Raw genomic sequence first — 21,229 nt, forward strand, 5'->3', positions numbered from 1 at the left:
GGTGGCTTCCTGCCGCTCGGTTTGGTCGCTGCCCGGAAAGGGGCGTTCCATTCCTCGCCGTCGAACTGTCGAAGCGGCGGTTCGCCGTCCGGAGGGAACCGAGGAGGAAGGCCGGACAGCATGCCGTCGCGGTCGGCCCGCGTGTGTCGCGTGTGGAAGTGCGCCCGGGACTGGGCATCCAGGCGCAGCGGAGATATGTTTGCTGCAGTCAACAAGTTGGTTGAGGTAGGCAATGAATACGGTGGCAGACGTCCGCGCTTTCAACCGCTTCTACACGGGCGTCATCGGTGTGCTCGGCGCCGGACTGCTGGACACGCCCTACTCGCTGAGCGAGGCGAGGGTGCTCTTCGAGCTCAACACGACCTCGGAGGCGGGGACGATCAGCAAGAGGCTGGGCCTCGATCCGGGCTATCTGAGCCGGATGCTCGGCAAGTTCGAGGCGGAGGGCCTCATCGCCCGCGAGCGGTCGGAGACCGACGGCCGCCGCCAGGTGGTACGGCTCACGGACAAGGGCCGGGAGACGTACCGCATGCTCGACGAGCGCTCGGCCGCCGACGTGGAGGCGCTGCTCGGCGGGCTGGCCGAGGAGGACCGGCGGCGGCTGCTGGCCGGCATGGCGGCGATCCGGGGCGTCCTCGACCCGCCCGCCCGCCGCGAGCCGTACGTCATCAGGCCGCCGCGCGCGGGCGATCTCGGCTGGGTGGTCTACCGGCACGGGGCGCTCTACAGCGCGGAATACGGCTGGGGCGCCCCCTTCGAGGCCCTGGTCGCGCGGATCGTCGCCGACTACGCGGCCGGGCACGACCCCGCGCGGGAGGCCGGATGGATCGCGGAGGTCGACGGCCATCCGGCGGGGAGCGTGTTCTGCATGCGCAAGGACGACACGACCGCCCAGCTCAGGCTGCTCCTGGTCGAGCCGTCCGCGCGTGGCATGGGCATCGGCGCGCGGCTCGTCGAGGAGTGCCTGCGGTTCGCCCGGCAGGCCGGGTACCGGCGGATCGTCCTGTGGACGAGAGCCGTCCTGGCGGGTGCGCGCCGGATCTACCAGCAGGCCGGGTTCGAACTCGTGGAGGAGCACCCGGGCGAGGAGTCTGGCCGCCCGGTGGTGGAGCAGATCTGGGCCAGGGACCTCTGAGCGGTCGCCGTCCGGCCGAGGAGCCCCTCCCCGAGGGACTCCTCCCGTCGCACGAGCCGGCTGCGGGCGGCTGGTCCGTCGCGGTCGCGCCCGGTGCGTGGCCGGGCCCGGCAGCCGGGACCTCCCCCGCCGCAAGAGTCCGATCTACCGCTCCGCGTTGTCGGCCAGGAAGTCCAGGACGATCTCACCGGCGACCTCGCGGAACTCCTCGAAGTAGGCGTGCCTGGCCCCCTCGATGAGGGCCGTCGCCGCCTTCGGGATGCGGCCGGCGAGCAGCGGCGCGTTGGCCGCGGGGGTGAGCAGGTCGTCCGTCCCGTGGATGACCAGCGTCGGCGCGGTGATGCCGGGCAGAGCGTCCCAGGCGTCGTGGTCGGCGCTGGCGCGCAGATGGCGCCGCCGAGCGTGGGGAGGCATGCCGGGATCGCCCGTGGTGCGGTGCGGTCCGGGATGATCGGCCAGCCAGCGCGGCGTGTACATCAGCTCCAGCAGAGCCCGTTCGGCCGCCCGCCGGTCGGGCTGGCCCAGCGACTTCCTGACGGCGTCGTCACGCTCGACGCCGTACCGCCCTCCGGGGGAGGTGCAGCCGAGGACGAGCGCGACGACCCGCTCCGGATGGTCGGCCGCGACCCATTGGGCGACCCGCCCGCCCATGGAGGTGCCGTAGACGTGGGCCCGTTCGATCCCCAGGTCGTCGAGCACGGCGACGACGTCCGCCGCGAAGCCGCGGGTGCCGTACGGCTCGTCCGGCTTGTCGCTGGCGCCGGTGCCGCGCCAGTCGAGGGTGACGGTGAAGTACTGGCGGGCGAAGTCCGGCCGGACGCCGTCCCACCAATGGTGGTTGTTGGCCTGCCCGGCCAGCAGGACGAGCGGGTGGCCGCGGCCGGCGACCTGGTACGACAGGGCGACGCCGTCGGGGGCGGTGACTACTGGCACGGGGCGGTCCTTGGGGTCGTGTCGAAGCGGCGGGCCAGGATGACGAGGAGCCCGGCTCCGAGGGTAAGGGCGACGCAGCCGGAGATGACGCTCGTCCAGCCGTCGGTCTGCCACCGGCGCGCGGCCAGTGCGCCGAAGACCGAGCTGCCCGCGTAGTAGGCGAGCAGGTAGAGCCCGGCCGCCTGGGCGGCGCCCACGCCGATCCGCTGGGCCCGGTCGGAGACCCAGCCACTGACCAGGGAATGCGTGCCGAGGAAGGCGAAGGTCAGCAGGGCGAGTCCGGACACCACGGCGGGGAGCGGGGTGAGGAGGGTGAGCAGGACGCCGAGCAGGAGCAGGGCGATGCCGAGCAGCGCGGCGAGGCCGCGTCCCCGCCGCGCCGCCAGACGCCCGGCGGCGAGCGGCGCGGGGATGCCGACCGGGTAGGCCAGGAAGGCCAGCGTGGCCGCGCCGCCCAGCAGGTACGGCGCCGCTTCCAGGCGGAAGGTCAGCGCGTTGCACAGCCCGACGAAGACGCCCATGGTGGCCGCGCCGACCAGGCACAGCATGACCAGCGCGGGATCGCGCAGGGTGCGGCCGGTGTTGGCGAACAGGCTGCGCATCCGCGGCGTCGCCCTGCGGAACCGCCGGGACGGCGGCACCGTGACCCACAGGCCGATCGTGCAGAGCAGGGTGATGACGCCGATCGCCGCGCCGGCGCCCGTCCAGCCCCACCAGGCGTGGAAGGGACCGGGCAGCAGCCGCCCGGCCGCCCCGCCGAGGGCGGTGCCCGTGATGTACGTCGCGTTGGCGCGCAGGTGCGCGCCGGCGGGCGTCTCCTCCCGTACGTACGCCAGGGCCACGGCGGGCAGGCCCGCCAGCGCGACGCCCTGGAGCGCCCGGAGCGTGAGAAGGCTCTCCCACGAGGGTGCGAGGGCCGCTGCGATCCCGAGGACGGCCGAGGCCCCCAGCGACAGCCGCATGATCGTCACACGGCCCGTGACGTCCGAGAGCGGGCCGACGACCAGCAGCGCCACGGCCATCGTGATCGTCGTGACCGACAGCACCGCCGTCGACTCCGAGGCCGACACCCTGAAGTGCTGGGCGATGTCGGGAAGCAGCGGTTGGACGTAGTAGAGGGCCAGGAAGTTCGCCAGCCCGCCCAGCATCAGGCCGTACCTGATGCGACGGGCGGCGCTCTCCTCCGAGCCGAGGGACGAGGCCATGAACGGGATGCTCCCCGAGGCCGGGTGATGCGCAAAATGCAGGGTTTGACGAAGCTGATGCAGATTCCGCATCATCGCAGCGTGGACGTGCAGACAATGCGCTGGTTCCTGTCCCTGTGTGAGACGGAGAACATGCGGGACACCGCGGCGGTCGAGAGGATCAACCAGTCGACGCTGTCGCGGGCGCTGGCCCGACTGGAGGCGGATCTCGGCGTCCGGCTCTTCCATCGGCACGGACGCCGGCTCGCGGTCAGCCGCTTCGGCGCGCTGTTCCGCGACCACGCCGCACGGGCGCTGGGCGAGCTGGACCAGGCGCGACGGCGGATCGACGCGCTCGCCAACCCCGACACCGGCCTGATCAGGCTGGGCTTCCTCCACTCCGTCGGACGGTGGCTGGTGCCGGAGGTGTTGCGCGACTATCGCGCCGTCACCCCCGGCATCCGTTTCGAACTGCGCCAGGGCTTCGCCCGCGAGATCTACGGGTGGCTGCGCGAGGGCGACATCGACGCCGCGCTGGTCACCCCGCCCCCGGACGGGAGCGGGGCGCGCTGGTTCCGCCTGCGGGAGCAGCAGCTCTGCCTGGCGCTGCCGGTCGACCATCCGCTGGCCGGCGTACCGGACCTGACGCTGCGACACCTGCGCGACGAGCCGTTCATCGCCTTCGCGCCGACCACGGACCTGCGCCGGGTCATCGACGGGCTCTGCCAGGCGGCCGGCTTCGAGCCGGTGATCGCCTTCGAGAGCGAGGAGATCGCCACCGTTCGCGGCCTCATCGGCGCCGGGCTCGGGGTGGGCGTCCTGCCCCGGCCCGAGACGCCGGAGCACGACGACCCGGTGTACCGTCCCCTGGCTCCGGCGCAGCACCGGCCCATCGGCCTCGCCTGGGACCCGCACACGGACCCCACCCCGGCGACCGCCCGTTTCGTCGAGCACGTCGCAAGCTGACCCGGGCCGATCGCCCGTCATCGGAGACGCGGCGTCGCCTCTCTTGGCTGCTCGATCATCCGCTGGAGGGACGCGCGGGTGACGATCGACGTCCCGGTCCACCGGTCCAGCACGCCCCGCTGCCCCAGAAGGATCAGCACAAGAAAAGCGAACAGGGGTAGCACGGTCAGGGACGACGACGCCTGGCCGAACGCCGCGACGGCGACAAGAGCCAGGTACGGCGCGGCGGTACGGACCGTCCTGCGGAGCCGCGACGCGTAGCCCGCGTGCACGAGGGCCGCGCCGAGAGCGGGTTCGCTGCTGACGGTGCCAACTGAAGTGCCGACTGAAGTGCCGCCTGCCACCGCGAGGTGCACGGCCGCCAGGCCCGGCGTGGCGCCGTCCCGCCGGATGGCCGGCACGGCCACGAAAAGGGCCAGCCCGACGAGCACGTAGCACAGCCCCGGCAGCCAGTCGCGCAGTGCGGACCCCTCGGGGAGGGGCGCGCCGGCGGCGAGGCCGTACGCGTGGACCACGACGAGCCCGATGATCGGGGCGGCGAAGAACCACACGATGCCGTCCAAGAGCAGGCCGAGCGTCTGACGTCCCCGGCTCGGCGGAGCCAGGTCCGTACGCGGTGCGGGCCAGGCGGAGGGGAGCAGCCGGGCGAGGGGTCCCGCCGCCAGCCAGCCGCAGACGGCGCCCAGGGTGTTGATCCACAGGTCGTCGATGTCGAACAGCCGATAGGGGCACGGATACAGTCCCCAGAGCCCGGTGAGCTGGGTGAGCTCCACCGCCAGCGAACCGGCGAAGCCGGCGAGCGTGGTCCGCGCGAGACCGAGCCGGTGGCGGTAGCGCAGCAGGAACCCCAGCGGAACGAACAGCAGGACATTGAATATGACTTGCAGGGAGGCCCGGCTGACGAGCGCGGCAAACAGCCCGGTGCCGACGTTCTCCCGGGCGATGTCGGCGAAACTCCCGAAGAGCTGGAGCTTCGGAGAGGCGAGCACCACCCTGGCCGCGCAGAAGCCCGGCGTGATCTTCGGAAGGGGGAACAGGGTGAACGCCACGACGCCGCAGCCGTACAGCACAACCAGCATGGCGACGACACCTGACCAGCCGCCTATCTGGCCGAACCTCCGGTATTGCCGCGAGACGAAGGGCAGGGTGAGGAGGGCGATGGCCAACGGTGCGAGAAAGAGGGCTGTTCTGCCCTGGGTCAGGTAGACGTCCACGGGAGGGCGACCCTATCGAGGGGGAAGCTCCCCATCCAAACCCGAATGCGAAGAATGCGAAGTTCACTCTTCGACGGTCACCCCTGACAGGCGGCCCAGGGCGGTGACCCCGGCGCCCTCACGCCCTCACGCCCTCACGCCCTCACGCCCTCACGCCCTCACGCCCTCACGCCCTCACGCCCTCACGCCCTCACGCCCTCACGCCCTCACGCCCTCACGCCCTCACGCCCTCACGCCCTCACGCCCTCACGCCCTCACCGGCGATTGTTCGCGGCGCGGCGTTCCGAGCCGGACCGGCGCGGCACGCTCCTGAGGGGTCGCCCCGCGGACGCCGCGGGGCGACCCTGACGTTCTAGCCGAGCCGCCAGACGTGGAAGGCGGGGCCGTCGGCGGGCAGGACCACCGTTCCGTCCGCGCCGGGGACGAGATCGCCGCCTCCGTACAGCGGCGTCCCGGCGGCGCCGAGCGGCAGCCGTACCGGCTCGTGGGCCGCGCGGGCGGCGAGCACGAGCAGCCGCTCCCCCGCGCGTTCGCGCACGAAGGCGAGCGCGTCGGCGGAGGCGTGCAGCCAGCGCAGCCCGCCCTGCCGCAGGGCCGGTTCATCCCGGCGCAGCGCCGCGAGGCGGCGATAGGCGTCCAGCGTGCCGGTCCGCCACGTGTCCGTACGGTCCCAGGGCATGGTGCGGCGGCCGTCCTCACCCCAGGCGCCCTCCAGCCCGATCTCGTCCCCGGCGAGGACCATCGGGGCGCCGGGCAGGGTGAACATCAGCCCGGCGGCGATCTCCACGAGCGCCTCGTCTCCCCCGCAGACCGTGCGGATCCGCGCCGTGTCGTGCGAGCTCACGATCGACCACGAGTGGACGAGGGAGCGCCAGGACGTCCGGGCGGCGAAGGCGCGCATCGTCCGTACGACCTGGTCCCCCCCGAGGCGCGGGACGGACGCCGGCACGCCGAGGAAGGGCAGGCGCACCTCCGGACCGCGCAGCCAGGACCACACCGGCCGGGTGAAGCCGGCGTAGTTCATCGTGCCGTGCCAGCCGTCGCCGTCGAGGTCGCCGGACGCGTCGTGGGCGTGCTCGGCGACGAGCAGCGCGTCCGGGTTCTCCTCCGCCGCCACGCGCCTGACACGCGCCGCGACCTCCCGGGTGAGGTCGGTCTCGCGCAGGCGGCCGGTCATGTCGGCGACGTCGATCCGCCACCCGTCCAGCCCGAAGCGCAGCCACCTGCGGACGACGGAGTCGGCGTCGTCGGCCATCAGACGGCCGAGGCGCTCGCCGGCCCAGTTCAGCTTCGGCAGGGAGGGCACGCCCATCCACGCCTCGTAGCCGAGGGCGTCGTCGCCGAAGTGGAACATCTCCCGCTCCGCGGCGTCCTTGTCCCGCACCGCGGCCGTGAACCACGGGTGGGTGGAGCCGCAGTGGTTGGTCGTGAGGTCGCCGAGGATCCGGAGGCCCCGGCGGTGCGCCTCGTCGACGAGCCTCCGGTACGCGGCGTCGCCGCCCAGCAGCGGGGCGGTGAGCAGATCTTCGACCCCGAGCTGGTCATCCGCGCCTCCACCGCCGCCTGCCCCTCCGGCCTCCGCCGGCATTCCGTCGGCGTCTAGCGCGATCTCGCCACCGCGCGTACGTGCCGTACGGGGTGGGGCTCGACGCGCTCAGCGGGTGCCGAACGGTGCGGGCGCCTCCGGCACGCAACCGGCGGCTCTGACGTTGACGACCGTGCCGGTCGGCGGTCTCGCGGCGAAGCCGTTCCGCTGGACCTGACGCGACCGCGGGGTCAGTGGGCGTGCCGGTAGGCGATCCGGCGCTCGGCGAGGAGTCCGCCGACGCCCGGGAGGAGGGCGAGGAGTTTCGCCCGCCCGTCCGCGCCCGGATGGCGCAGCGTGCCGACGACGACGAACAGGTACGCGCAGCCGTGGGCGGGGCCGAGCAGCGACGAGATCTCCGGAACGTGCACGGTGAAGAGGTTGGCCAGCATGAGAACCAAGGTGACCACCTCGGCCGCGGCGGCGATGCGGAGAAGGCGTGACGGCATGGAGGTCAGACTCCCGTGGTCGATCCGGGCCGGATGATCATCAGTACGGTGACGACGGCCCAGAGAAGGTTGAAGACGCCGGTGCACATGGCCAGCCGGCTCCCTACGCGCCGGCCGACCGCCACGTCGCCGGTGGCCGGCGCGGAGACGCCGTCGAGCGCGGCCTGCTGGCTGGGCAGGACGAGCAGGGCGAGGACGGCGGCGGCCGCCGCGGTGAGCACGATCGAGGTGATCAGCCAGGCGTCGCCGAGAACGTGCAGGCTGCTCGCGGTCGCGAACCCGAAGACGGGGACGACAACGCCGATCGCGGCGTAGACGCGGCAGATCCGGTGCAGGGTGCGCAGCGTCGCGAGGGCGGCGACGTCGTCCCGATCGGCCTGCGCGCGGCGCAGGGCCGGGGGGAACATGCTGGCGGCGACGGCGACCGGCCCGACCGCGAGGATCGCGGCCAGCACATGGACGGAGAGGAAGAGTTTCGTCACGTGGGGGCTCCGGGCGTCAGGCAGACCGGCGGCGGCCGGTGACCTTCGAGGACGGCAGGCGACCGGCTTTCGACGTGCCGGCCATGCTGTCGCCGTGGACGGTCACGTCGAAGGCGAGGTTCAGGCGCGGGGGCCTGGTGGTGGACTGCACCCAGGTGAGGCGGTCGCCGTCGAGGGCCACCTCCCGGAGTTCCACGGCCTCTCCGGCCCCCGTGGCCGTGCCGTACAGGGTTCCGCCGTCCTGGACGCGCAGGTCCAGGACGGCGTCCATCGTGCCGATCGGCGTGCGGACGGTGAGATCCCAGGTTCCTTCGACGGACATGCGGATTCCTGACTTCGTTCGGGTTCGGATTCGGGTGGAGGGGGTCGGGCGTCAGAGCGCGGCGGGGGCCGGTCCGTACGCACGCCAGACGACGCCGCGGCGCTCGTAGGCGAACAGCGTCTCCACGGCGTGCGCGATCCGCGGACCGAGCTCGCGTTCGAGCAGGTAGAGGCCGAGGTCCAGGCCGGAGGTGACGCCCGCGGCGGTCACCAGGTCGCCGTCGTCCACGACGCGCGCCCGCACGCCGACGGCGCCGGTGGCGTCGAGCAGGTCCATCCCCAGGTGGTGGGTGGTGGCGTGCCTGCCCTCGATCAGCCCGGCCATCGCCAGGATCAGGGAGCCGCCGCAGACGGTCGCCACGGTCACACCGGGTCGTTCGACGGCGTCCTTGAGCAGACGGGGCAGGTCGGTCCGCAGGGTGCGACCGAGCAGAACCGGGATGCTCTCGTCCCCGTTCGCCCGGGGGGCGCCGCCGTCCACGCCGCCGGTCTCGTCGTCTTCCGGGCCGCCGTCCGTGCCGCCGGTCTCGTCGTCTTCCGGATCGCCGGTCTCGGTGACGCGCCCGGCCGCGCCGGGGACGAGGACGAGGTCGGCGCTCGCGGGATCGAGCCGGGTGGTCGCCGTGAGCGTGAGGCCACCCGTGCCACTGGGCACCTCGCGAGGGCCTTCCGCGGAGACGAGTTCGACGGTCAACGCGCCGCCTGACGCGGTGCCGCCCGCGTGGAGGACCTCGAACGGGGCGATGACGTCGAGCGGATCGAATCCGTCGAAAAGGATGACTTGGGCGTGCATTCGGGATTCCGTTCCATGCGGATCTGGCGGGTCCTTTTGTGGGAGGCGCCGTCGACGGTAGCCAGCGGCCCCCGCGCGTCGCCAGCGGCAGGAATGCCAACAGTCAACGGATTCTCGCCAACGGGTCCCGACACTGCCCGCGCTTCCGCGCGTACGGCTGAGCTGCGCGAAGAGAAGTGGCAGGAAAGGCCATGCCACCGCGTGTTGCGGCAGGTCGCGAGTCCCGCCTGGAGGAGTCGCTCTATGGGCGGATCCTCGGTTCGCGGGTGCCGTACCGGACCTGGTCCAGACACACCGTCCGGCGCGACCACGGCTCCGCCGTCCGGCGTTTAGGAATGATCGTTCTTGACTGATTGTTCCTAAACGCTCTATGGTCATCACATGGGCCGACCGAGAGGGTTTGACGAGACCGAGGTGGTGCGAGCGGCGGCGGCGCTGTTCGCGCACCGGGCGTACGACGGCGTCTCCATCGACGACCTGGTCGCCCACCTTGGCGTCCACCGCAACAGCCTGTACAAGACGTTCGGCAGCAAGCGCGGCCTGTACATGGCCGCCCTGCGCTGGCACGTGGAGAACCAGGCACGTCCGCTGATCGCCGCGATCGGCGAGGCCCGCGACTTCGCCGAAGCGGCACACCGGGCCCTCGCCGTCCACGGGGACGGTTCGGCCCTGGACCTGCTCCTGATGGCGGCGGTCGAACGCGCACCGGCGGACCCGGAGGTCGCCGCCGAGGTCACCGCGGTCCTCGACGCCCTGGACGAGGCGCTCGCCGCCGACGACGGCGCCCCCGCGCCGGGGCCGGCGGGCACCCTCACCTCGGCGCTGCTCGGACTCCGGCTGCGCGCGAGGACGACGTCGTCCGGCGCCGGGCCCGAGTAGGCGGGCGCCGCTCTGGCGCGGCGCCTTTCCCCCGCGATTCCTCCCACAATCCTGACCCTTCTGTATAAGGAGCACGACATGGCACGAGTGCAGATCGACGGCGACACGCTGGTCGTCGTCATCGAGGGGCTGGACAAGCTCTGGGCGCTGAAGAGCCGTCTGACCATTCCGCTGTCCAACGTGCGCGGCGCCACCCACGACCCAGGCGTGATCATGGAGTCCAAGGGCGTCCGCGCCCCGGGGACGCACGTGCCCGGCGTGATCACCGCCGGCTCCTTCCACCTCGACGGCGAGCGGGTCTTCTGGGACGTGCAGAACCCCGCCAAGGCCGTCGTCATCGAACTCGCCGACGAGCGCTACGCCCGCCTCGTCGTACAGGTCGACGACCCTCGCGCCACCGTCGCGCTCATCGAAGGCGCCGTCTTCCGCGCCTGATCGCACCGGCCCGACCACCCACCCCACCCGGACCTACCCCCAAGGAACGAATCCCCATGCCCCTGCGCCGAATCGCGCTCACCATGCTCCTGACCGCGGCCACGACGATCGCCGCCTCCCCCGCGCACGCCGCGCCGCGCCAGGTCCCGGCCGAGGACCGCGAGGTGGTGTTCACCGTCGAAGGCACCCGGACCTACGGCACCCTGCACGTGCCCGCGCACCGCAGCGGCCAGCGGTTGCCCGGCGCACTGCTGCTGCCCGGCAGCGGGCCGACCGACCGCAACGGCGACCAGCCTCCGGTGCTGACGCCGGGCACCCTGGCGAAGGTCGCGTCCGCGCTGAGTGAAGACAAGATCATCACGTTGCGTTTCGACAAGTACGGCAGCGGCAGGACCGGCCTGGGCGCCTACGCGGGCCACCCTGAGGACATCGACTACCCGGCCTTCGTGCGCCAGGCGACGGCCGCTTACACCCTGCTGCTCCGGCAGCCCGAGACCGACCGGCGGGCCGTGTCCGTGATCGGGCACAGCGAAGGGGCGATGACCGCACTGATGATCGCCGACGAGGTGCGGCCGCGCCCGGCGGGCCTGGCGCTCCTGCAGCCCCAGGCGCTCCGCCTGCTGGACCTGGTCGCCCTGCAACTGCACGACCAGATCGCCAAGGCGACCGAGGCCGGGCAGTTCACTCCCGAGCAGCGACGCGTCATCGACGCGGCCGTCGACCGCGCGATCGGCGACCTGCGCGCCCACCGCCCGGTCGACACCACCGACCTGCCCGCGCCCGTCGCCCAGCTCTTCCAGTCGTTCCAGGGGGTCAACCGGCGCTTCCTCGACACCGACGACGCCATCTATCCCCCGGACGTCGCACGCCGCCTCCACCCCGGCACCCGCGTCCTGCTGACCTGCGGAACCAATGACCCGCAGGTGCCCTGCGCCACCACGGACGCGCTGACCGAGGCCCTGCGGCGGGCCCACACCACCGGCCCCGGACGCGTCGTGCTCCAGGGCATCGACCACAACCTGCGCGACGCCGCCCATCCCGACGTCCTCGCCGCGAACGCTCTCGCCGCCCTGCGCGGGTTCACCTCCCCCTGGCGACACGGCCGGTAGCGCAGCCGTTGCCACTGTCGGGGCCGTCGCCTCCGGCTAGATGTCGGCCGATCGCAGGTGCGTGGTGTCCACCCGATGCCCCGCGTCCTCGAGGACGGCGACGGCCTCCTTGACCCTCGGCTCGGGCACGAGCACCAGATCGGCGTGGAACGTCGAGGCGACGAAGACCGGGATCGCCGCCTCGGCCAGCGGCCCCACGATCGCCGCCAGCATGCCGGGCACGTCCAGGCTGTGCGCGGTCGTCCCGCCGTACAGGCCGATCCACCGATCGCCGGACCCCGTCGGCCAGGTCTCACGGACGACGGTGAGGCCCTCAGGGGCGCGAACCAGCGCGATCCACTCGTCGTCCTCGGGGAACGTCGCGTGCGGCAGGTGCTCGACGGCGAATACGGACGGCACGACGCCCAGGCGCTGAGCAGCGGGTGAGTTCATAGAACGTATGTACCAGAAGCGCGGCCGCGTCGTGGTCGCGACCGGGAGCCTGTGCACAACGACCGTCGTGAATGGTCCGGACGCCCCAGACGCCGACCTCGGTGTACCCGGGTCCACCTTGCGGGTGGGCATTGATCGATCGCCGTCTTTACCTGCCCGAGCACTCCTGACTGACCGACCAGCCCCGCAGCCGATCCGCCGGCGTACCCTCGGGCGAGATCGCGTTCGCCACCAAACCCGCCCTGGCCGCGCACATGATCGCCGTCGCGTTGGACGCCGGGATCGACGCGCCCTGGGTGACCGGTGACGAGGTCTACGGCCAGGACCGGGCCTGCGTGCGCTGCCGGAAGAGCGGCAGGCCGGGTACGTGCCGGCGATCGCAGGACAGCCATGATCCAATGTGTCACTGGCGTACTAGGAACCGCGGGCCCAGGTTATCTGTGTCCGAGACCTGCGCTCACGGCTTGTCCCCGCCCCGGTCATCGACCGCGCCTCGGTGGTCGGCACGCCAATCGCAGCCATGGTGGTGACCTCCCAGTGATCGGGCACACTGAACTCTCGCGCCACTGCGTCTCGATCGAACGCGCGGAACTGGTGGACCGACATTCCCATGGCGTGAGCCTGGAAAGTCAGGTGCGCCACCGCTTGGCCAAGGTCGTAGTGGGCGAACTCCGAATAGTCCATCTCGGTGTCCTCGACGAACCTCTGGCTCAGATTCACCACGATCAGGCTTGCGCCCGGCGCCCAGGCGGCTGAACTCCGGGACAAGTGCTGAACGAGTTTGGCGTGGACGCCGTCGCCGCGCTTGCCCACAATGAACGCCCACGGTTGGGAGTTGCCCGCTGAGGGTGCGCGGCCCGCTGCGTCCAGGAGCACATCGACCTCGTCGTCCGAAGCGACGTGCCCCGGGTCGAATTGGAGCGGGCTGAAACGACGCGCGGCGAATGACGTCAGGCCAGGAGAAGTCATCACGAAGCGCCCCAACCTCGTCGGGATCAAGCGTATTCCGCACGTGCCGAGGGTGCCGCCTGTCAGCGGGTCCGGCAGTAGCCCAACACACACGACCGAGCCGTCCAGCGGACCAGCCGAGCCAACCAGCAGCGGCCATCGCGGGCCTGGACATCGGCCAGTTCTTCACGGTTCCGGCCATGCTGGCGGTTGCAGCCTGGAGGGTCCGCCCTTGGTGCGTCCAAGTCAAGGACCATTGATGGTCAGGAGCTCATTGAGGATCCACTTGACCACGGGATCCCACCCGTAATTCCAGGTGGGCGCGACAGTGCGGATGAGCTCGGGCACGCCATGGCATGGGAACGCGCCCACCAACGGTCGAGCTCGTATCGTACGAGTCAGAAGATCTTGCCGATGACTCCGGACCTTCTGAGGACGAGCGTTCCGATCACCACGTAGACGACTGGAACGATCCAGTGCCCGTAGCGTTCGATGACCTCGACGACCTTCTTGTGGGAGCTGAGCCACGCCCCGGCCAGGCACCACAAGGCCAGCGCGACGAAGAACGCGATGATCGTCACCACGCTGGCGCCCGTACCGATGGTGTGGAACACCGGTGTGTAGACGGAGATGTTGTCGCCGCCGTTGGCGATCGTCACGCTCGCCACCGAGAGCACGCCGCCCGAAACGGCCATCGATGCGTGCTCACCGCCGTTGCGGGCGCGGATCGTCGCGATGAGGCCGCGGAGTCCCAGGGCGAAGGGGACCAGGCCGAGCAGACCGACCCAGCCGTCGGCGATGACCGCCAGGCCGAGCGCCGCGATCATGGACAGGGCCACCAGTATCGCGACCCCGCAGTATTGCCCGACCCAGATCTGCCACGCCTTGGGGGCGCCGGCGGCTCGCAGGGACAGGAACAGCACCGTGAGCACGATGAGATCGTCCACGTTAGTGCCGGCCCACATCCCGGCCGCCGTCGCGACGGTGCCTACGATTCCGTCCATGCTCGGCATATCTATCCATCCGGGCCGCCACCGGGTTCAATCTGGATCTAAGGGTGATTACATATTCCGGCAAGGTCGGCCTGAACCGGGAGGAACTCGAACTCACTCGTGTCGTGACGGATCCACAGATGACGCCGACTTCGGTGAGACGCACGCCAGCTCTCGTGCGACAGGGCAATCAGGGCCGTGCGGGAACGTGAGCTCGCCAGGCGCCAAGGTCCCGCCGATCCTTTCGGGAAGGCACCGTTCCCGCAAGCCCGAACCAACATCCACTCCGCACTAAGTCGATCCGGCGGGCCATGGTCATAACCTACCGGCCGGGCCTGCCCCCAGGGCCCCGGCAAGTTAGGGATTCCTCCCGGTTTGCGAGTTCGCAGATACGGCCGGGTGTAGAGATCGAGAACTGAGACCACCAGCTGATTCAGCCGTGGCGGTGCGCGAAGCTCCGTCAGCGAAACCGCCGAAACGGAAACGTGCCTCGGCCTTGGAGGGCTCCGTACCGGCACCGGTAAGCTTGGATATTCGGGTTGGGATCCCTCGGCGTGGGGCACTTCGCCGCTCCGTCTCCTGACGCAGGGGCGGCCAAGTCTGCGTCATGGCGTGCTGGGCGGCACGGCTCATCTCGATCAATCAAGAGCGCGAAGTAATGCCGCCTCGTCTCGCTGGAAGCTCCCGGTCCGCGACTCAAAAGACCCGGCGTCGCCCTGAACCCGATCGGCCGATACAACTGCCCTCAGGAACGGAGCGCCGATACACTCCATTCGCGATAAAAGGGCAGAATCGCGCACCTTACCGATATAATTGCCGAAGCTCATCAGGGACGGCCAATCGGCTTCCACACGACTTCAAAACTGATGCTCAGGTGTATCCAGCAGCCCTTCTTGTGCTTATGGCGCAGATGGCAAATCGGCCCGCCAACTGCCGGGACCGGGCCGGCCCTCAGGCCGCCACAACGCCCAAACTTCAGGCCCATATACCAGTTAGAAGATTATGTCAACAGCAAAAATCATCAAAACGGAATCATTTGATATGATGACTTTCCTCATTATTCTCTGATCTTGGCCCGGCATAGGTTGCAGGCGCCAGCAAGCAATGATCACCGACTCCGGCGACGCAACGACGGCGCACGGACGAGGTGCTCAGTGCTCGATGCCCGTTCGGTGTCAATGACCTTGTACGGGGCTCGACAGAGGAGATTTCATGATCCGTTCTCTTGGCAAGCTGGGTGACCGGCTACTCGACAAGCTGCTGCCCACGACCTCCGCCGCCGCGGACACATGCTGGGACGAGACGAAGTTCGTCGGATACGTCATGCGCAGGACGTGCTGCATCGCCGGCGGTATCACGGGCTGCACCCCCTGGCGCTGATCGAGATCCTCGCCGAATGATCGTCATGCAGTACGTGGCGTTGGCCTGCCGATGCGCACTGGCTGCGGTCTTCCTGGTGGCAGTGCTCAGTAAGGTCCGCGGCAGGGACGCCTTCCATGCCTTCCGCGCCTCCGTGCTTGACATGGTGGCGCTTCCGGCGGGCGACGCGACCCTGTTGAGCGCCGCAGTGGTCCTCTCCGAGGTATCCATCATCGTGCTGCTGGCGGTCCAGTGGACGGCGCCGGTCGGTTTCGTGCTGGCCGGCGCCGTGCTGCTGGCGTTCTGCGCGGGAATCGCGCGGGCCGTACGCTCCGGCGCACGGACGCCCTGCCGCTGCTTCGGCGCCACGGCGACCCCGTTGAGCGGCAGGCACCTGGTCCGCAACGCGGTCCTGCTCACCGTGACGGCGGCGGGGGGTACGGCCCAGCTACTCACCGGGCCGGGTGAGGCACATCCCGCGGGCGTCGCCATCGGGATGGCCTGCGCCGGTGTGCTCGCTCTGGCCATCGTCTTCTTCGACGATCTGGCCGACCTGTTCGCCGGGCCGCCGCCGACCTCCGGGCGTGCCGGCCTGTGAAGGGATTCCGATGTCGTACCTCGTTGTCGCCGTAGTCCTCGTCGGAGCCTTGTGCGCCGTGAACCTGCTGTTGACTCTGGCGGTCATCCGCCGCCTCCGCGAGCATTCGGCCCGGCTCGCCGCCGACCGGCCGGCGAGACCGCCCCTTGTGGCGTCCGGCACCGCCCTGCCCGAGTTCACCTCCGCCGCGTCCGATGGCACGACGGTGTCGCGGGACTTCTTCACCGGACCGACCCTGGTGGGAATGTTCTCCACCACCTGCACGGCCTGTCACGAGCGATTGCCCGAGTTCACCACCCGGGCGGAGTCTCTGGGGCCCGGACGCGCGCTTGCGGTGGTCGTGGATGATCAAGGGGACGCCGGTGCGTTCGCCGCCGCCCTGACCCCGGTGGCGACCATGGTCGTCGAGCCGCCGAACGGACCGCTGGGCAAGGCGTTCCAGGTGTCGTTCTTCCCGGCTTTCTATCTCGTCGATGGCCGAGCGGTGATCACCGCCGCGGCGCTCACCCCGGATGAGCTGCCGCTGGCGGCGCTCACGTGAGGGACCTCAAGGGTCCCGAAGACCCCGCGGGGAGGGACTCCGGGGTGGGCTCCCTGTTTCGTCGCGGACGGGTGGCGGTCGAGCTGGCCTGGCGGGCGCAGTCGGCCGCCGTGATGGGTTCGCTGGCAATAGTGCTGCTCATGGGAGTGGCACCGGTGGCGACCGCATGGCTGACCAAGCTGGTTCTCGACAGGCTGGCGGGTGGCGGGGGCCAGGGCGACCTACTCCCGCTTGCGGCGGCCCTCGGAGTGGCGGGCCTGGCCCTGGTCGTCCTGCCGCATGTTTCCGATTACCTCAAGGGACAGCTGCATCGGGGGCTGCAGAGGCTGATCTACGACCGGCTGTTCCAGGCCGTCAACGCCGACCCCGGGCTCAGCCGCTTCGAGAACCCCTCCTTCCACGACGAACTGCGGCTGGCCCATGAGGCCGGCCAGAACGCTCCGCAGCAGATCGTCGGCTCGTCCCTGGTGATCTGCCAGGGCATCCTGACGCTGCTCGGGTTCGTCGTCACGCTGACCGTGCTCAGTCCGGTCATGGTCGTCCTCGTCATCGCCGCCGCGCTGCCGTCGGCCCGGGTACAGCTCGCGCTGAGCCGCCGCAGGGCCCGCACGATGTGGGGCATCAGCTCCAACACGCGCCGCCAGATCTTCTACGGCGCCCTTCTCACGAGCCCCGACGCGGCCAAGGAGGTGCGGCTGTTCGGACTGGGCGACTTCCTGCGCACCCGGATGCTCACGGAACTCGGGACCGTCAACGAGGCCGAGCGGGATCTGGACCGGCGGACACTGCGCAGCCAGGGGCTGCTGTCCCTGCTGGGTGCCGCCGTTGCGGCCGGCGGCCTGTTCTGGGCCGTGCTGGCCGCGACGGCGGGAGGTCTGAGCGTGGGGGACGTCTCGGTGTTCGTCGCCGCCGTCGCCGGGGTGCAGACGGCCCTGACCTCGATCGTCAGCCAGTGGGCGAGCGAGCACAACGCCCTGCTGATGTTTGGGCACTACATCGGCGTCGTCCAGGCCGAGCCCGGTCTCCCGGTGACCGCGGAGCCCACCGCACTGCCCCCGCTGCGAACGGGCATCGAGCTGCGTGACGTGTGGTTCCGCTACGACGACGAGCACCCCTGGGTGCTGCGCGGTGTGGACCTCTTCATCCCGCACGGCCAAGCCGTCGCCCTGGTCGGCCTGAACGGGGCGGGCAAGAGCACCCTGGTCAAACTGCTGTGCCGGCTGTACGACCCGGTCCGCGGCTCCATCCACTGGGACGGCGTGGACCTGCGTGAGGTGCACCCGGACGACCTGCGCGCACGGGTCGGCGCGGTGTTCCAGGACTACATGTCGTACGACCTCACCGCCACCGAGAACATCATGCTGGGCGACCTGGCCGCGGGCGCCGATCCGGAGCCCATCCGGGCCGCCGCCCGGCGCGCCGGGATCCACGACACACTCGACACGCTGCCCAGGGGCTACGACACGCTGCTCAGCCGGATCTTCTTCGGCGACAGTGACGAGCCGCAGGCGGGAGTGACACTGTCGGGCGGGCAGTGGCAGCGGCTGGCGCTGGCCCGCGCCCTGATGCGCCACCACCGGGATCTGCTCATCCTCGACGAGCCGAGCTCCGGCCTGGACGCGGAGGCCGAGCACGCCGTCCACCTGGGACTGCGCCGGCATCGGGCGGGCCGTACCAGCGTCCTGATCTCACACCGGCTGGGAGCCCTGCGGGACGCGGACCTCATCGTCGTGCTGAGCGAGGGGAAGATCTCCGAACGCGGTTCCCACAGCGAGCTCATGGCGCTGGGACAGAAGTACGCGCGGCTGTTCGGCCTGCAGGCCAGCGGCTACGAGCTCACGTCGGAGCCCTCTGCCGCGCCCCCGGAAGGCTGTGCCGGGGAAAGCCTGCGCACGACCACACCCAATACCCGGTCTGCCGGAAGATAGCCCCAGTTACGCGAGTCCGCGCTCATCGGACCGTCGCCGATGACGACCAGCCGCCCTTTGGGGACCAGCGCCCCCTCGGGGGCGTTCACCGCGTGCGTGACCGTCGGCGGCACCGGATCACCGGGCAGTGCGGCCACACGCTTTATGAGCCACTTCGAATCCTTCGGGGCGGACAGCGGACCAGTGCGCCATTGGCCTCCCAGCGCCGATTCGAAGACCACCACCTGACCCCGCCTGAGTTTCGAGCCGACCAGGCGGCGGATGAGCACACGATCTCCAGAACGGTACGCCGGTAGCATGCTCGGCCCTGTCACCTGGACGATCACCAACCGGCGCCGGGCGATGGCGAGAGTGCCAACGATCGTCGCAAACAAGATCACGACATACCACACGGACCAACCCTAGCCGTCATGTCTGGGCGCTACCGTGATCCGCTTACCGGCGCAGCAATAGTCAATACCTGTGGATCGGTTTGGGTGTGCTGAGTCAGTGAAGCTGTCCGGTCTGGTGTAGGTGATCGAAGATGATCTGGTCGACTGGGGACACGCGGTCGCGGTCGGCGTAGCTCAGCCAGGTGATTTCTTCGATCTCGCTGCTGGGCGTCGGTACTCCGTGATGGTCGGCGGTGTAGCAGGTCATCTGCACGGTGACGCCCTCGGCGTGGCCGTGTGCTTGGGCCTGGTAAGTGCCCACGTGGGTGGCGGTTGCGGGGATGATGGCGATGGAGAGTTCCTCGTCGATCTCGCGGATGAGGGTGTCGAGGTCGGTTTCGCCGGGTTCGCGTTTGCCGCCGGGGATGTAGTAGGCGTTCTTGCCTCGTGACCGGGTGCTGAGGATCTTGCCGTTGTCCAGGTGGATCCAAGCGATCTTGTCGATGGTGCTGTTCATCGTGTGCTCCTGTTGTCGGGTGCAGAGGGATGGGTCAGGCGGCCAGGTCGTCGGGGCGTTCGAGGAGTTTGCCGTTGGTGAAGACCGCGCCGGCGCGGACGAGGGCGACCAAGTGAGGTGCGTTGACCGCGCGCCAGCGGGCTTGCGCGGATTCGATCAGCTTGAAGGAGTGGTGGGCTCTGTCCAAGCTGTTCTTACAGTCTCGGCGCTCCTGACGGGGAACCGAAGCGGCAGAGCAGGCAGCGCGTCCGCAAGCGTTCGAACGGGACAAGAAGCATCTGGCCGCGCGAAGACGGCCGGTACGGCTACGCCGCCTTCGTGCCGACGACGGGCGGCACCGTGAGACGTGTGCAGGGTTCGGCGCGGACTCAGGAAAGGGCACGGAAGAAGCTGACCGAGCTTCTCAGCAACGCCGACGAGGGCATCCCCGTCTCCTGCGAGAACTGGACAGGCCGACTGGTAGTTGCTCCGCAGCGTGCGGCTCGTTGCTGTCACTAGAGATCAAAAAGCCCGAGCAATGATCGATCGACTCGGGGCGTTCTTGCTGTTCGGAGAAGTGTGGTCAGGGGCAGGGTCGAACTGCCGACCTTCCGCTGTTCAGGCTGGCCGATCCCCCGGTCGGGTGCCGGGTGCGTGCTCAGAGGGTGGTGGTCGGTGGCCGAGGTGAGTCCCAGTGCGGGGACGTTGCGGTTACCGCTCCGCCAGGGAATGTCGAGGTCGTTCCGGCCGGTAGGGCCATGTCCTCATGTCAGCGACCGAGCTCGCCTGCCGTGATTCTCCGGCCCTCGGGCCGCATGTTCACGCGAGGTGCCGTAACTGAGCCGTCGTGATACACATAGGGGATTCGGCATAGCAAGCCCATTCTGCCCATGTCTACATGCCGATGCCGGACATGCGATTGAATGCGAGGGTGCATGGCCGCAGCGAGCCGGTGGATCTGGGGCGTGCTGGCCGCGGTCACGGCCATTGCCATCTTGACTGGTTGTTCCACAACCGCAACCACTTCGAAGCTCCCATGGCCTCAGCCAACGTGGCGTTTTACGACCGCCGACGATTCGCATCTCGCGGCCGACGATCTTTGCCCGAAGGGTCGGGGGCCGAGGGGTTTGGATTGTCGTTCGAAAGCTCCCGGATATAAGGCGTGCATGAAGCGGCATCCGGCGAAAAATTCGGCCATGCTGTGCCAGCAAGCGCTGATCGTCCGAATTGAATGCCGTTTCGGAGATCTATCCATCTTTAACAGCGGACAGGACTGCGCCTCGTCGTTCGAATCTTATGTGTCATGCCGGACCGGAACTCCGAAGCGGTCTGATGACGTGTGCGCCGCAGGCGAGAGAGAGTTCCTGCGCTGCCCGGAAGGTAACTTCGATCCGGACAGCAATTTCGACTGCGCGAAGGCGCGAGACGCCTACTATGACTGTCGCGACGACACGCGAGGCGATGAAACGTTTTGCTCAGAGTATATCGAGGTCGTCGGTGTGTGTCATGCGCTGAGGGTGAGCTGCTCTGACCTTCTCGACAAGTATCTTACTTGCGTCATTGAAGGGCCCTCCCCCAATGAGTGCGCATTTGGGTTGAACATGAGAGTCAACTGCTTGCATGACCTCGAAACTGGCATCTTCCTGCAGATTGCGACATGCGACTCCATTTGGAGTGATCACCTCAGAGATTGTTCTGGCCGTGATGAATCAAGCACCGACGGCCCTACACCCTGTACGCATGCCACAGGCTGGAATAAAGCGAGCTATTCGATCTGCGAAAAGCAGGGTGACTCCGTCGGAACGGTTGGCGTGGATTACGTGAACCCAGAGGACCGCGACAATTACCGATTGCCGGTCTGCTGGGCACCTAAGAGCGAGAATCGCTATATGGACGAGGAGGCCGAACACGCCATTGGTGGAAGGAGTGTCCGCGTCATACACCGCCTCGGCGAAACCCGCTACGAACCCATGTGACCACTATCTTGCCCCCCGCGCCGCCAATGACCTCACGGCCTTTTGTGTCGAAAGTTGATCACCCCGGGGCCTGAAATCTCCTGCCGGTGGCATGGCTTGGCCG

At 69.6% G+C, this 21,229-nt stretch carries 23 protein-coding genes and 2 pseudogenes; 11 read left to right on the top strand and 14 right to left on the bottom strand.

The genetic code is table 11. The features are described 5' to 3' along the window. Positions 1-232: 232 nt before the first annotated feature. Positions 233-1,135 carry a bifunctional helix-turn-helix transcriptional regulator/GNAT family N-acetyltransferase gene (locus tag AWQ68_RS29540; protein ID WP_066946403.1) on the top strand — a complete coding sequence of 301 codons (903 nt, stop codon included), beginning with the start codon at positions 233-235 and terminating at the stop codon, positions 1,133-1,135. A gap of 144 nt (positions 1,136-1,279) precedes the next feature. On the opposite strand, the gene AWQ68_RS29545 is transcribed toward AWQ68_RS29540, so the two are convergent. Then, the gene (locus AWQ68_RS29545; protein WP_066946406.1) at positions 1,280-2,068 is read right to left on the bottom strand and encodes an alpha/beta fold hydrolase; all 789 of its coding nucleotides are present in this window, start codon (positions 2,066-2,068) and stop codon (positions 1,280-1,282) included. Continuing rightward, positions 2,059-3,273 carry an MFS transporter gene (locus AWQ68_RS29550; RefSeq protein ID WP_169809009.1) on the bottom strand — a complete coding sequence of 405 codons (1,215 nt, stop codon included), beginning with the start codon at positions 3,271-3,273 and terminating at the stop codon, positions 2,059-2,061. Before AWQ68_RS29550 ends, AWQ68_RS29545 begins: the two co-directional genes overlap by 10 nt. A gap of 81 nt (positions 3,274-3,354) precedes the next feature. Between AWQ68_RS29550 and AWQ68_RS42880 the strand changes: the two genes are divergently transcribed. Then, complete coding sequence (locus tag AWQ68_RS42880; RefSeq protein ID WP_066946409.1) at positions 3,355-4,218, top strand: LysR family transcriptional regulator; 864 nt, start codon at positions 3,355-3,357, stop codon at positions 4,216-4,218. Between the two features lie 17 nt (positions 4,219-4,235). Here the strand turns inward: AWQ68_RS42880 and AWQ68_RS29560 are convergent, their stop codons facing one another. The 6 genes from AWQ68_RS29560 to AWQ68_RS29585 all read right to left on the bottom strand — a co-directional run bounded on the left by AWQ68_RS29560 (position 4,236) and on the right by AWQ68_RS29585 (position 9,062). Next, the gene (locus tag AWQ68_RS29560; protein WP_066946412.1) at positions 4,236-5,432 is read right to left on the bottom strand and encodes a VanZ family protein; all 1,197 of its coding nucleotides are present in this window, start codon (positions 5,430-5,432) and stop codon (positions 4,236-4,238) included. 352 nt (positions 5,433-5,784) lie between these two features. Next, positions 5,785-7,020, bottom strand: a complete 1,236-nt coding sequence (locus tag AWQ68_RS29565) for an alpha-amylase family glycosyl hydrolase (RefSeq protein WP_084464530.1) — start codon at positions 7,018-7,020, stop codon at positions 5,785-5,787. 188 nt (positions 7,021-7,208) lie between these two features. Beyond that, positions 7,209-7,466, bottom strand: coding sequence for a DUF3817 domain-containing protein (locus AWQ68_RS29570; protein WP_066946414.1), 258 nt, complete (start codon positions 7,464-7,466; stop codon positions 7,209-7,211). 5 nt (positions 7,467-7,471) lie between these two features. After that, on the bottom strand, positions 7,472-7,948 hold the full coding sequence (locus AWQ68_RS29575) for a hypothetical protein (protein ID WP_066946417.1): 477 nt from the start codon (positions 7,946-7,948) through the stop codon (positions 7,472-7,474). Between the two features lie 16 nt (positions 7,949-7,964). Continuing rightward, positions 7,965-8,270, bottom strand: coding sequence for a hypothetical protein (locus tag AWQ68_RS29580; protein WP_066946420.1), 306 nt, complete (start codon positions 8,268-8,270; stop codon positions 7,965-7,967). 51 nt (positions 8,271-8,321) lie between these two features. Beyond that, the gene (locus AWQ68_RS29585; RefSeq protein ID WP_066946423.1) at positions 8,322-9,062 is read right to left on the bottom strand and encodes a DJ-1/PfpI family protein; all 741 of its coding nucleotides are present in this window, start codon (positions 9,060-9,062) and stop codon (positions 8,322-8,324) included. Between the two features lie 381 nt (positions 9,063-9,443). Here AWQ68_RS29585 and AWQ68_RS29590 point away from each other — a divergent pair, with 381 nt between their 5' ends. The 3 genes from AWQ68_RS29590 to AWQ68_RS29600 all read left to right on the top strand — a co-directional run bounded on the left by AWQ68_RS29590 (position 9,444) and on the right by AWQ68_RS29600 (position 11,485). Further along, positions 9,444-9,941, top strand: coding sequence for a TetR/AcrR family transcriptional regulator (locus tag AWQ68_RS29590; protein WP_066946426.1), 498 nt, complete (start codon positions 9,444-9,446; stop codon positions 9,939-9,941). A gap of 78 nt (positions 9,942-10,019) precedes the next feature. After that, positions 10,020-10,376: a hypothetical protein gene (locus tag AWQ68_RS29595; RefSeq protein ID WP_066946429.1), complete on the top strand. Its 357-nt coding sequence runs from the start codon at positions 10,020-10,022 to the stop codon at positions 10,374-10,376. Between the two features lie 56 nt (positions 10,377-10,432). Continuing rightward, a complete protein-coding gene (locus AWQ68_RS29600) occupies positions 10,433-11,485 on the top strand; it encodes an alpha/beta hydrolase family protein (protein ID WP_066946432.1) in 1,053 nt (350 codons plus the stop codon). Between the two features lie 36 nt (positions 11,486-11,521). On the opposite strand, the gene AWQ68_RS29605 is transcribed toward AWQ68_RS29600, so the two are convergent. After that, on the bottom strand, positions 11,522-11,917 hold the full coding sequence (locus AWQ68_RS29605; RefSeq protein ID WP_066946434.1) for an ACT domain-containing protein: 396 nt from the start codon (positions 11,915-11,917) through the stop codon (positions 11,522-11,524). 116 nt (positions 11,918-12,033) lie between these two features. Between AWQ68_RS29605 and AWQ68_RS46385 the strand changes: the two are divergent. Beyond that, positions 12,034-12,302: pseudogene (locus AWQ68_RS46385) on the top strand (transposase); the annotation flags it as partial. A gap of 29 nt (positions 12,303-12,331) precedes the next feature. Here AWQ68_RS46385 and AWQ68_RS29610 read toward each other — a convergent pair. Then, the gene (locus tag AWQ68_RS29610) at positions 12,332-12,916 is read right to left on the bottom strand and encodes a nitroreductase family protein (RefSeq protein ID WP_245656194.1); all 585 of its coding nucleotides are present in this window, start codon (positions 12,914-12,916) and stop codon (positions 12,332-12,334) included. A gap of 347 nt (positions 12,917-13,263) precedes the next feature. Continuing rightward, entirely contained in the window at positions 13,264-13,869 is a 606-nt protein-coding gene (locus AWQ68_RS29615) for a cadmium resistance transporter (protein ID WP_174554163.1), read from the bottom strand. Between the two features lie 1,200 nt (positions 13,870-15,069). Between AWQ68_RS29615 and AWQ68_RS43755 the strand changes: the two genes are divergently transcribed. The 4 genes from AWQ68_RS43755 to AWQ68_RS29630 are packed head-to-tail and all read left to right on the top strand — an operon-like array spanning position 15,070 to position 18,283. Continuing rightward, positions 15,070-15,237, top strand: a complete 168-nt coding sequence (locus AWQ68_RS43755; protein ID WP_169809010.1) for a hypothetical protein — start codon at positions 15,070-15,072, stop codon at positions 15,235-15,237. Between the two features lie 16 nt (positions 15,238-15,253). Next, positions 15,254-15,814, top strand: coding sequence for a MauE/DoxX family redox-associated membrane protein (locus AWQ68_RS29620; RefSeq protein ID WP_084464531.1), 561 nt, complete (start codon positions 15,254-15,256; stop codon positions 15,812-15,814). A gap of 10 nt (positions 15,815-15,824) precedes the next feature. Continuing rightward, positions 15,825-16,355 carry a TlpA family protein disulfide reductase gene (locus AWQ68_RS29625; RefSeq protein ID WP_066946436.1) on the top strand — a complete coding sequence of 177 codons (531 nt, stop codon included), beginning with the start codon at positions 15,825-15,827 and terminating at the stop codon, positions 16,353-16,355. Further along, positions 16,352-18,283, top strand: coding sequence for an ABC transporter ATP-binding protein (locus tag AWQ68_RS29630; protein WP_066946439.1), 1,932 nt, complete (start codon positions 16,352-16,354; stop codon positions 18,281-18,283). Before AWQ68_RS29625 ends, AWQ68_RS29630 begins: the two co-directional genes overlap by 4 nt. On the opposite strand, the gene AWQ68_RS46260 is transcribed toward AWQ68_RS29630, so the two are convergent. The 3 genes and pseudogenes from AWQ68_RS46260 to AWQ68_RS42885 all read right to left on the bottom strand — a co-directional run. Beyond that, a complete protein-coding gene (locus AWQ68_RS46260) occupies positions 18,184-18,675 on the bottom strand; it encodes a S26 family signal peptidase (protein ID WP_218007091.1) in 492 nt (163 codons plus the stop codon). The genes AWQ68_RS29630 and AWQ68_RS46260 overlap by 100 nt on opposite strands. Positions 18,676-18,769: 94 nt before the next feature. Beyond that, positions 18,770-19,171, bottom strand: coding sequence for an NUDIX hydrolase (locus tag AWQ68_RS29635; RefSeq protein WP_066946441.1), 402 nt, complete (start codon positions 19,169-19,171; stop codon positions 18,770-18,772). A 34-nt stretch (positions 19,172-19,205) separates the two neighbouring features. Continuing rightward, positions 19,206-19,340 (bottom strand): annotated as a pseudogene (locus AWQ68_RS42885) (IS256 family transposase); the annotation flags it as partial. Between the two features lie 976 nt (positions 19,341-20,316). On the opposite strand from AWQ68_RS42885, the gene AWQ68_RS42890 reads away from it, so the two are divergent. Beyond that, on the top strand, positions 20,317-21,126 hold the full coding sequence (locus AWQ68_RS42890; RefSeq protein WP_157545875.1) for a hypothetical protein: 810 nt from the start codon (positions 20,317-20,319) through the stop codon (positions 21,124-21,126). Positions 21,127-21,229: the final 103 nt, after the last annotated feature.

The sequence above is a fragment of the Microtetraspora fusca genome (assembly GCF_001570365.1).
In the GTDB taxonomy this organism is placed as follows: domain Bacteria; phylum Actinomycetota; class Actinomycetes; order Streptosporangiales; family Streptosporangiaceae; genus Microtetraspora; species Microtetraspora fusca.